We start from the raw sequence: 9871 nt of genomic DNA on the forward strand, positions 1-9871 counted from the left end.
CGAAGCGCTGGCGGGTGAGCGCCAGCATGTCCGTCTGCATCGCCACCGACTGCTCGCCCAGCGCGATGCGCTGCTGGCGGTCACGCAAGTTCAGGTAGTTCTGCGCGACGTTGGCGGAGATGCTGACCTGCACGTCGGCAAGGCTCGCCTCGGTGCCTTCCATCTGTGCGCGCGCGGCTTCGACGGTGCGGCGCTGGCCGCCAAACAGGTCGATCTCCCAGCTCGCGTCGAAGCCGAGGTTGTAAAGGTTGAGGTCGCTGCTGGAACTGCCGCTGCTGTCGCTGGACCCCAGGCTCGCCCCGGGAATGTGCGCGTGGGCATAGAGGGCGGAGGCGCTCGCCTTGGGTGCGCTGTTCGCGCGCTGCTCGCCCAGCGCGGCCCGGGCCTGCCGCAACCGGGCTTCGGCAGCGCGAATGTCGGTGTTGCTGGCAAGAGCGCGGGTGATCAGGGCGTCGAGCTGTGGATCGCCGAGGGTCTTCCACCAGTCGGCGACCGGCGGCGCGCTGGTCGTGCCCGCATCGGCGCGCACGAAGGCCGCGCCAGCGGCATCCGATGCCGTCTTTGGCGGCCCGGCATAGTCGGGGCCGACGGTGCAACCGGCCAGCAAGCCGGTGGCGAGGGAAAGCAGCAGAATCTGGGAACGCATGGTCTTCCTCAATGTCCGGACGCCAGCGGCGCGTTCTTGGGCAGCGGGCGCAGGAAAAGCACGAGCGGGATCACGAACACGATCCCCACCGACATGATCCAGAACATGTCGCTGTACGTCATCGTCAGCGCCTGGGTCTGGATCGTCGCCGCGATCGAGCGCAAGGCGCCGCTCCCCTGCCCGGCAACGTAGTCCTGCACCGCCAGCGAGTTGGCGTTGAGGCTCTCCTCGAGCCTGCGGCTATGCAGCCACAGCCGCTGGTCCTGGATGATGGCGATCCCGGCCAGAGCGAACGAACCGCCCAGGTTGCGCGCGGAATTGTAGAGCCCCGAGGCGTCGCCCGCCTGCTCCGGCGGCACCGATCGGATCGCCGCCTGATTCAGGAACATCATGCAGAACACGGTGCCCATGCCGCGCAGCAGCTGGGAATCGGTGAAATCCGAACTGTCAGACGTGGCAGTCAGCCCGGTCTCCAGCCAGGCGCTGAGCGCCAGGATGCACAGCCCGAGGCAGACGGAAATGCGGATGTCCACGTTGCGCAGCAGCCAGGGCGTGATCGGCATCATCAGCATCACCGGAATGCCCGAGAGCATCACCACCTGCCCCGCCTGCAGCGAATTGTACCCGGCGATGGTCGCAAGGAACTGCGGGATCGCATAGGACGTGCCGTAAATCACCATGCCGACCACGGTGACCATGGCGACGACGCTGCCGAACTGCCGGTTGAGCAGGAGGCTCAGCCGGATGACGGGCTTGCGAGCCGCCACCTGCCCAAGCCCCAGCAAGGCGAAGCCCAGCAGCGAGATCAGCGTCAGGGTGATGATCAGCGAGGATTCGAACCACTGTTCGCGCTCTCCCTCTTCCAGCACGACCGTCAGCGCGCCCAGCCCCAGCGCAAGGCCGAGGATGCCGAGCCAGTCCGCCTCGCGGATCAGGTGCAGCTTGGCCGGCTGGTGCGGGATCGCGAGGAGCAGCAGCGTCACCAGCGCGATGCCGACCGGCAGGTTCAGGAAGAAGGCGTAGTGCCAGCTCACGTTCTCGGTCAGCCAGCCGCCGAGCACAGGGCCGACCACCGGCCCCAGCAGCGCGGTCGCACCGAACAGGGCGTTGCCTACCGGTTGCTGCGCGCGAGGCAATCGTGTCGCCACGATCGTCATCGCCGTCGGGATCAGCGCTCCGCCGGTGAAGCCCTGCCCGATGCGGCCGGCGATCATCATCGGCAGCGTCGTCGAAAGACCGCAGACGATCGAAAACAGGGTGAACAGGATCGAGGCGACCAGCAGCAGCGTGCGCAGGCCGAGCAGCCGCTCAAGCCAGCCGGAGAGGGGAATGACGATGATCTCCGCCACCAGATAGGCCGTCGCGATCCACGTGCCCTCGGTGCCGCTGGCGCCGATTTCGCCCTGGATCGTCGGCAGTGAACTGTTGACGATCGACACGTCGAGCGTCGCCATGAGCGCACCGAGCGTGCCCGCCGCCACAGCCAGCCAGGCCGCCGCATCGGCGCGCTGTTCAGGTTGAGGCGCGGAAACCGCGTCGTTCACGGCTTGGCGTCCCGGCGTGCCTCTTCCTGAGCGGCGATGCTGCGCTGCGCGCCCTTGGCCGAGATCGTGTCGACAGTGACGACCACCGACAGGCCCGGCACCAACACGCGCCGCGCCTCGGTGCCCGCGTCGATGGCGATGCGCACCGGCACGCGCTGGACGATCTTGGTGAAGTTGCCCGTGGCATTCTGCGGCGGCAGCAGCGAGAACTGCGCGCCCGTACCCGGCGAGATGCTTTCGACGTGCCCGGCGATCTTCGTGCCATCCAGCGCGTCGATCTCGATCGTCGCGGGCTGGCCCGGACGCATCAGGCCGATCTGGGTTTCCTTGAAATTGGCGGTGACGTAGAGCTTGGACAGCGGCACCACCGACATCAGCCGCGTACCCGCCTGCACGAACTGCCCGGCACGCACCGTGCGGTCGCCGATCCGGCCCGCAACGCTGCTCTTCAGCACGGTCGACCCTACGTTGACGTGCGCGGCGGCCAGTTGCGCACGCGCCGCCTCGCCCTGCGCGTCGGCCTGACGGACCTGCGCATTGAGCGAAGCGATCCGGCGCTCGGCCGAAAGCAGCGTGGCGCGCTGTGCATCCGCGACGGCGCGGGCTTTCGCCGCCTGATTGCGCAAGCTGGACAGACGCTCGGCGGTCTCCGCTCCGCTGGCGGCGAGCGGCGCGTAGCGGGCCGCCTCACCGGCAGCGAAGCGTGCATCCTGCTCGGCCGAGGCAAGCTGGGCGCGGGCCTGTGCGATGGCGGCTTCCTGCTCGCTGATCGTGGCGCGCACATTGTCGGCATTGGCCTTGGCGACGTCGATCTGGGCCTGATACTGCTGCGCCTGCGCATCGTAGTCGCGCGGGTCGATGCGGACGAGCGGCTGGCCCACCTTCACATCCTGGTTGTCACCGACGAGGACTTGCTCGACATAGCCGGAAATCTTGGGAGAGATGGTGACGGCGTCAGCCTGGATATAGGCGTCGTTGGTGTTCTGCTCGAATTTGCCGTAGATCTGGTACTGGGCCAGCCACAACCCGCCCGCCACCAACACCAGAACACCCGCCGCCAGCAGACCACGACGCACACCCGGGCGCTTGAGCGGTGGCACCCGTTCCGGTCCCTGATTCGCGGCAGACTGCCCCTGCGATTCGCTCAAATCCGTTGCCATCAGTCGAAATCCATACCGTTATTGCTGCATCGCAGCGGCGATTGGGCTCGCACTTGCACCTAAGCGCGATGTATGGCAACACCATTTTATATGGTCCCACACTATTTCTCGTCATGAGCATCGAGCAAGAAATCCTCGAAGAGATGCGCGATCTGCACCAGCGGATGCATCGCCTGTTCAACGATCGCGTGCGCGAGCGGGGCACGTCGCTTGCGCAGCTCAAGCTGCTGATGCTGCTGGATCGCGCCGGGCCGATCCGCTCGACCGACATCGCCGACACCCTCAATCAGGCGCCGCGCACGGTGACCGAGGCGGTGGATGCGCTGGAACGCGATGGCCTGGCGATGCGCACGCCCGATCCGAACGATCGCCGCGCGAAGCGGATCAGCCTTACGCCGGCCGGGGCGGTGGTGGTGCAGGAAGTCGCGCCTTACCGAGATGCGTTCGCCGCCGAGTTCTTCGAGACTCTTCCGGCAGCGGACATGGCAGAGTTCCTGCGCATCCTGAAAACGCTGAACGACCGGATCATCGAGATGGGCGCGCCGGTCGGCCTGATCCCGGGTGCAGCCTCAGGTCAGTAAGGCAACCGTCAGAGCCGCGATCGTGCCGGTGCACATCACCGCAATGCACAAGATGCGGAATTCGCAGGCGCAAAATACGGATTCCAAACCGTCCATAGCCTCTCTCCATGCCGCCTCATTCTTGAGTGCGTCACGGAGAGTACCATGGGCGGCGATTGCTCGCCAGCGCTGGGTGAGCGATCAGCCACGCATCGCGGCGGCGTTGGCTTACGCCTGTGCTCCGCTCTTGCGCGCGAAGAGGCCGAAGCCCGCGATGACCGCGTAGCATAGCGCCGGAAGCACCAGCGCCACGCCGAGATTACCCCCGGCCGCGTCGGCGATCGCGCCGGTCGCCAGCGGCACGATCGCACCGCCGCAGATCGCGACGTTGATGATGCCCGACCCGTCCGCCGCACGCATGCCCAGCTTGTCGCAGGCGAGGCTGAAGATGGTCGGGAACATGATCGAGTTCATCAGCCCCACCGACAGCAGGGCATAGCCCGAGACATGGCCGCTGGACGTCACCGAAAGCGCGATCAGCGCGATCGCCGCGCAGGCATTGAAAGCCAGCACGATGCCGGGGTTCAGCACGCGCAGCACCGCCGAACCGATGAAGCGGCCGACCATCGCGCCGCCCCAGTAGAGGCCGATCAGCTTGCCCGCCGACTGCTCGGGCAGCGCCATCACATGGTCCTGCATCAGGTAGCTGACGATGAGCGAGCCGATCGAGACTTCCGCACCGACGTACAGGAAGATGCAAAGCGCGCCGTAGCCGAAGCGCGGGCGCTTCAGCAGGTCGAAGCCCGCAAAGCCGCCGGTGTCCCCGTGCTTCTCGACCAGGAGACGATTGCGGAACATCCACACGGCTCCCGCGACGATCGCCAGGGCGACCGCGATGCCCAGATAGCCATGCACGATCGCGGCACTTTCCGCGCGGCGATAGGCGTCGAGCGCCTCTCCGGTCAGGTCATGGGCGGACACCTTGGCCAGACTGCCGAGGATCAGCACCGACCCCGCGATCGGGAAGATCGTGGTGCCCAGCGAGTTGAACGCCTGCGCGAACGTCAGGCGCGAACTGGTGGTTTCCGGCTTGCCGAGCAGGCTGATCAGCGGGTTCGCCACCACCTGCACGATCACGACCCCCGCCGCGAGCACGAAGTACGCGGCCAGGAACAGCCAGTAGCTCGCGGTCTGCGAGGCCGGGATGAACGCCAGGCAGCCCGCGATCATGATCACCAGACCGGCGGCCGCGCCGCGCATGTAGCCGACCTTACGCACCAGCATCGCGCCCGGAATGCCGATCACCGCATAAGCCGTGAAGAAGCAGAACTGCACCAGCATCGCCTGCGTGTAGCTGAGCGTGAACAGTTCCTTGAGCTTGGGGATGATCACGTCGTTCAGGCTGGTGATGCCGCCGAAGATGAAGAACAGCGCCATCACGAAATAGCGCAGCTCGGCCGCATCGACGTGGCCTCCGGGCACTTCCTCGGCGAATTGCGGATCACTGCTGGTGGACGGCGCCATCGCCATGACTGGGGATTCCTTGTGCTGCGTGTCGGGAGCGGTCGTAGATCAAGCGGGGGTTTCTGCAAGGCCGGTCGCGGAGGAGGGTGCGACCGGCCTTGCTGGGAGGATCAACCCTCCCAAAGCTCTCCGCCCGGCCGCGCCGCCACGGGTTCGCCCGGCTTTTGCGCCGAAGCGACTGCAAGGAATCCGCTCACTGTCCCCTCCCGCTCTGCCGGCGCGCTTGAAGATTGCGCCTGACGTTTGATCTGCTGCATATGTATTTCCAAAAAACAGCGCTGTCATTAAAAAAGATGCTTGCGATTGCAGGTAGAACGTGACCGCTAACAGGATTGCTTGATACAACGCTGTCTTCATACTGAACCCGCTTCCCGCGTGATGGCGATTGCCTTGCATTCGGGCGGGCTTGGTGAAACAGAGGCCATGCACAAAGCCAATCTGAGGACGCACCGGGGGAAATGAAAAAGGTCACCATCATGGACGTTGCCCGTCAGGCGGGCGTCTCGATGAAAAGCGTCTCCCGGGTTATCAACAACGAAGCGAGCGTCCGCCCCGACCTCAAGGCCAAGGTCGACAAGGCCGTCGCCGAACTCGGTTACCGCCCCAACTTCGCCGCGCGAGCGCTGGCGGCCGGGCGCTCGTTCTTCCTCGGCATCCTGTTCGACAACCCAAGCCCGGGCTACACCCTCCAGATCCTCAACGGCGCTTATGCCGCCTGCCGCGCGGCGGGCTTCCAACTTGTCATCGAGAGCGTCGACACCTCGGCCAGCGACATCCGTGAGACCATGGACGGCCTGCTCGCCAGCGCTCGCCTGGACGGCATGGTCGTCACCCCGCCCGCCTGCGACAACGCGGCCGTGATCGCCGCCCTCGACGCGCGCAAGCTGCCCTACGTCCTGCTCGCCCCGATCCGCGACAATCCCGAAGTCGCCAGCGTCCGCTCGAACGACGCGGCGGCGGTGCACGACCTCGTCCGCCACCTCTGGGGCCTTGGCCACCGCAGGTTCGGCCTCATCGACGGCCCGGCGACGCATGGCGCGAGCCAATGGCGGCGCGAAGCTTTCGTCGCCGCGCTGGAGGAACGTGGCCACGCCCCGTCCGATATCGTCACCGCCACCGGCGAGTTCACGTTTTCCTCCGGGATCGGCGCTGGCCTGCAGATCATGCGCGCGCCCCAGCCGCCGACCGCGATCTTCGCGGAGAACGACGACATGGCTGCCGGTGTTTTCGCCGCCGCCGCGCAGCTGGGCGTCAAGATACCCGATGACCTCTCCGTCGTCGGCTTCGACGACAGCTGGATCGCCCGCAGCGTCTGGCCGGAACTGACAACGATGCGCCAGCCTATCTTCGAAATGGCCGAAGAAGCCGTGCGGCTGCTCCTCGACTTCAGGAAGACCAGCGAAGTCGGCAAGAAAACCTTCGATTGCACCCTGGTGACGAGGGGATCGACCGCGCCCCCTCGCCGCTGAAGGCGCTCAGTCCTCCAGGAAAAGTTCGGCGGCGGCGTCGATGATGGCGTCGGCGTCGAGACGGTAAGTCCGGTAGAGATCGTAGAGGTCCCCCGTCTGCCCGAAGCGGTCGGTGCCGAGCGGGCTGACGCGCATGCCCTTGACCCCGCCCAGCCACGACAGCGCCCCCGGCGAGCCGTCCAGCACCGTCACCAGCCCCGCCCCCGGCGCCAGCGCGCCCAGCAAGGTCTCCGCATGGCTCGGCGCCTGCTTCTGCCCGTTCCAGCGCGCCGCCCGCCGCGCCGACCAGCCCCGATGGAGCAGGTCCGGCGAGGTCACGTTGAGCAGGCCGATACCCGGCAGATCCTCCGCCAGTTGCTCCCACGCCGCCAGCGCTTCGGGTGCCACGACGCCGGAGAAGGCGATCGCCGCCTGCGCGTCCGGACCCGGCTTCTTCAGCCAGTATCCGCCCTTCAAGGCATCGGCCTGCCAGTCGTCGTTCTCGCGCGACACCTGCGGGATCGCGCGGGTGGAGAGGCGCAGGTAGACCGAGCCGCCGTCCTCGCGCTGCATGTGGTCGAACGACCAGCCCATGATGAGCGCCAGTTCGTCGGCGAAGGCGGGGTCGAAGGCTGTCAGCCCCGGCTGGCCCATGCCTATCAGCGGCGTGTTGATCGACTGGTGCGCGCCGCCCTCCGCCGCCAGCGTCAGGCCCGAGGGCGTGCCCACCAGCAGGAAGCGCGAGTCCTGATAACAGCCATAGTTCAGCGCATCGAGCCCGCGCGAAATGAACGGATCGTAGACCGTCCCCACCGGCAGCAGCCGCGTGCCGAAGTGCGGCCCGGCCAGCCCCAGCGAGGCGAGCATGATGAAGAAGTTGTTCTCGGCGATGCCCAGTTCGATGTGCTGGCCCGCCCCGTGCGCCGACCACTTCTGCGCCGAGGGGATCTTCGCCTTCTGGAACACGTCGGCCAGTTCCTGCCGCCGGAACAGTCCGCGCTGATTGACGAAGCCGCCGAGGTTGGTGGTCTGCGTGACGTCGGGCGCGGTGGTGACGATGCGGTCGGCCAGTTCCTCGCCCGACTTGGCGATGTCGAGCAGGATGCGTCCGAAGGCCGCCTGCGTTGATTGCTCCGCGCCTTCGGGCGCCGGCAGCGCGGGCACGGCAACCATCGGCGCCAAGGGCTCGGCGGGTTTGCGGGCGATCGGGCTGGCCTTGACGAAGGCGTCGAGCGCGGCGGCGGCATTGTCGCCAAGGCCGCCCCAGGGTTCCCATTCCTGCCCTTCCGGCACGCCCATCAGGGTGCGGAACTGCTCCATCTGGGGTGGGTTCATCATGCCCGAATGGTTGTCCTTGTGCCCCGCCAGCGGCAACCCGTGACCCTTGACGGTATAGGCGATGAACAGCGTCGGCCGGTCATCGTCGCAGGCATCGAAGGCGTCGATGAGGCTCTCGATGCAGTGGCCGCCAAGGTTCGTCATCAGCGCCGCCAGCGCATCGTCGTCGTAGCTGTCCAGCAGCTTGCGAACTTGCGCCTTGCCGCCGATGTCGGCCATCAGCCGCGCGCGCCACGCCGCGCCGCCTTGATAGGTGAGCACCGCGAAATCGGCATTGGGGCACTGGTCGATCCATTCCTCGATCGCCTTGCCGCCGGGCTTTGCGAAAGCCTCGCGCTGCAGCTTGCCGTACTTGAGCGTGACGACGCGCCAGCCGCAGGTCTCGAAGATGTCGTCGAAGCGGCGGAACATGCGGTCCGCCGTCGTGCTGTCGAGCGACTGGCGGTTGTAGTCCACCACCCACCAGCAGTTGCGCAAGTCGTGCTTGTAGCCTTCGATGAGGCATTCGTAGATGTTGCCCTCGTCGAGTTCGGCATCGCCCATCAGCGCGATCATCCGCCCCGCGTCTTCCTCGCGCACTTGACCATGCGCGACGAGATAGTCTTGCACCAGACTCGAGAACGCCGTCACCGCGACGCCGAGGCCGACCGAGCCGGTCGAGAAGTCCACGGGGATCGTGTCCTTGGTGCGCGAGGGGTAGCTCTGCACGCCGCCGAGGCCGCGAAAGCGCTCCAGCTTCTCGCGCGTCTGCTCGCCCAGCAGGTAGTGGATCGCGTGGAGCACCGGCCCCGCGTGGGGCTTCACCGCCACCTTGTCCTGCGGGCGCAGCGCATGGAAGTAGAGCGCGGACATGATCGCCGTCATCGAGGCGCAGCTGGCCTGATGCCCGCCGACCTTCAGGCCAACGCGCTTGGGGCGCAGGTGGTTGGCGTTGTGGATCGTCCATGCCGAGAGCCACAGCAGCCGCTTCTCCAGCGCCTCCAGCGTCGCGACAAGGTCGGCGCGGGTCTGGGTGATCGTGTCGGCCATCTGCTCATGCTCCCTGAATGGCGCTCGAGCGCCATCGCGGCAGAATACGCTCGGCGGGCTGCGCATGTCCTTGCGTGTTCGGCCTCTCAGCGCGTATCCATTGGCAGAACCTGCCGATAATTCCACAATGGACGCCATAATCATGCCATCACCGCTGGACTCGATTGACCGCCGGATTCTCGACGAGCTGCAGTCCGACGGACGCATCACCAATCAGGAACTGTCGGAGCGGGTCGGCCTGTCCCCCTCCCCCTGCCTGCGCCGCCTCAAACAGCTGGAAGGCGAAGGCGTGATCACCCGCTACGTCGCGCTGGTCGATCCCGAGACGGTAGGTCTTGGCGTCACCGCCTTCGTCCGCGTGCGGCTCGATCAGCAGGATGACCGCCACCTGGAAGCCTTCGAAACCGCGATCATGCAGTTTCCCGAGGTCATGGAATGCTACCTGATGACCGGGGAGGCGGACTATCAGTTGCGGCTGCTGGTGCCTTCGCTGGGCACTTTCGAGGATTTCCTGCGCAACAGGCTGACGCGGATCGAGGGCGTCTCGCAAGTCACCACCAGCTTCGCACTAAGGCCGGTGGTGTACCGGACTAAAATCCCGGTGTGATGACGGCAGGGACGT

The 9871-nt window shown here is 66.5% G+C and carries 8 protein-coding genes; 3 read left to right on the forward strand and 5 right to left on the reverse strand.

Annotated elements, in window-relative coordinates; genetic code table 11:
* The 3 genes from ACYPYD_RS10860 to ACYPYD_RS10870 all read right to left on the reverse strand — a co-directional run.
* Positions 1-646 (reverse strand): TolC family protein (locus tag ACYPYD_RS10860; RefSeq protein ID WP_459663123.1); only part of this gene is annotated, 646 nt, incomplete at its 3' end.
* Positions 647-654: 8 nt separating this feature from the next.
* On the reverse strand, positions 655-2190 hold the full coding sequence (locus ACYPYD_RS10865; RefSeq protein ID WP_211150936.1) for an MDR family MFS transporter: 1536 nt from the start codon (positions 2188-2190) through the stop codon (positions 655-657).
* Positions 2187-3350, reverse strand: a complete 1164-nt coding sequence (locus ACYPYD_RS10870) for an HlyD family secretion protein (protein WP_211150937.1) — start codon at positions 3348-3350, stop codon at positions 2187-2189. The genes ACYPYD_RS10865 and ACYPYD_RS10870 overlap by 4 nt, the downstream gene beginning before the upstream one ends.
* Between ACYPYD_RS10870 and ACYPYD_RS10875 the strand changes: the two genes are divergently transcribed.
* Positions 3344-3931: a MarR family winged helix-turn-helix transcriptional regulator gene (locus tag ACYPYD_RS10875; RefSeq protein WP_172705055.1), complete on the forward strand. Its 588-nt coding sequence runs from the start codon at positions 3344-3346 to the stop codon at positions 3929-3931. The genes ACYPYD_RS10870 and ACYPYD_RS10875 overlap by 7 nt on opposite strands.
* Positions 3932-4138: 207 nt before the next feature.
* Here ACYPYD_RS10875 and ACYPYD_RS10880 read toward each other — a convergent pair whose 3' ends face one another.
* Positions 4139-5440 carry a sugar MFS transporter gene (locus tag ACYPYD_RS10880; RefSeq protein ID WP_459663124.1) on the reverse strand — a complete coding sequence of 434 codons (1302 nt, stop codon included), beginning with the start codon at positions 5438-5440 and terminating at the stop codon, positions 4139-4141.
* A 452-nt stretch (positions 5441-5892) separates the two neighbouring features.
* Here ACYPYD_RS10880 and ACYPYD_RS10885 point away from each other — a divergent pair, with 452 nt between their 5' ends.
* Positions 5893-6903 (forward strand): LacI family DNA-binding transcriptional regulator, encoded by a 1011-nt coding sequence (locus ACYPYD_RS10885; protein ID WP_036529037.1) that lies wholly within the window; start codon positions 5893-5895, stop codon positions 6901-6903.
* Between the two features lie 6 nt (positions 6904-6909).
* On the opposite strand, the gene ACYPYD_RS10890 is transcribed toward ACYPYD_RS10885, so the two are convergent.
* On the reverse strand, positions 6910-9249 hold the full coding sequence (locus ACYPYD_RS10890) for a transketolase (RefSeq protein WP_459663127.1): 2340 nt from the start codon (positions 9247-9249) through the stop codon (positions 6910-6912).
* Between the two features lie 127 nt (positions 9250-9376).
* Here ACYPYD_RS10890 and ACYPYD_RS10895 point away from each other — a divergent pair, with 127 nt between their 5' ends.
* Entirely contained in the window at positions 9377-9856 is a 480-nt protein-coding gene (locus ACYPYD_RS10895) for an Lrp/AsnC family transcriptional regulator (protein WP_008832660.1), read from the forward strand.
* Positions 9857-9871: the final 15 nt, after the last annotated feature.

The organism is Novosphingobium sp. 11B (genome assembly GCF_054589055.1).

Coding starts and splice junctions, on each gene's coding strand:
- ACYPYD_RS10895 (WP_008832660.1), top strand. CDS start 9,377: ATGGACGCCATAATCATGCCATCACCGCTGGACTCGATTGACCGCCGG.
- ACYPYD_RS10890 (WP_459663127.1), bottom strand. CDS start 9,249: ATGGCCGACACGATCACCCAGACCCGCGCCGACCTTGTCGCGACGCTG.
- ACYPYD_RS10870 (WP_211150937.1), bottom strand. CDS start 3,350: ATGGCAACGGATTTGAGCGAATCGCAGGGGCAGTCTGCCGCGAATCAG.
- ACYPYD_RS10885 (WP_036529037.1), top strand. CDS start 5,893: ATGAAAAAGGTCACCATCATGGACGTTGCCCGTCAGGCGGGCGTCTCG.
- ACYPYD_RS10880 (WP_459663124.1), bottom strand. CDS start 5,440: ATGGCGATGGCGCCGTCCACCAGCAGTGATCCGCAATTCGCCGAGGAA.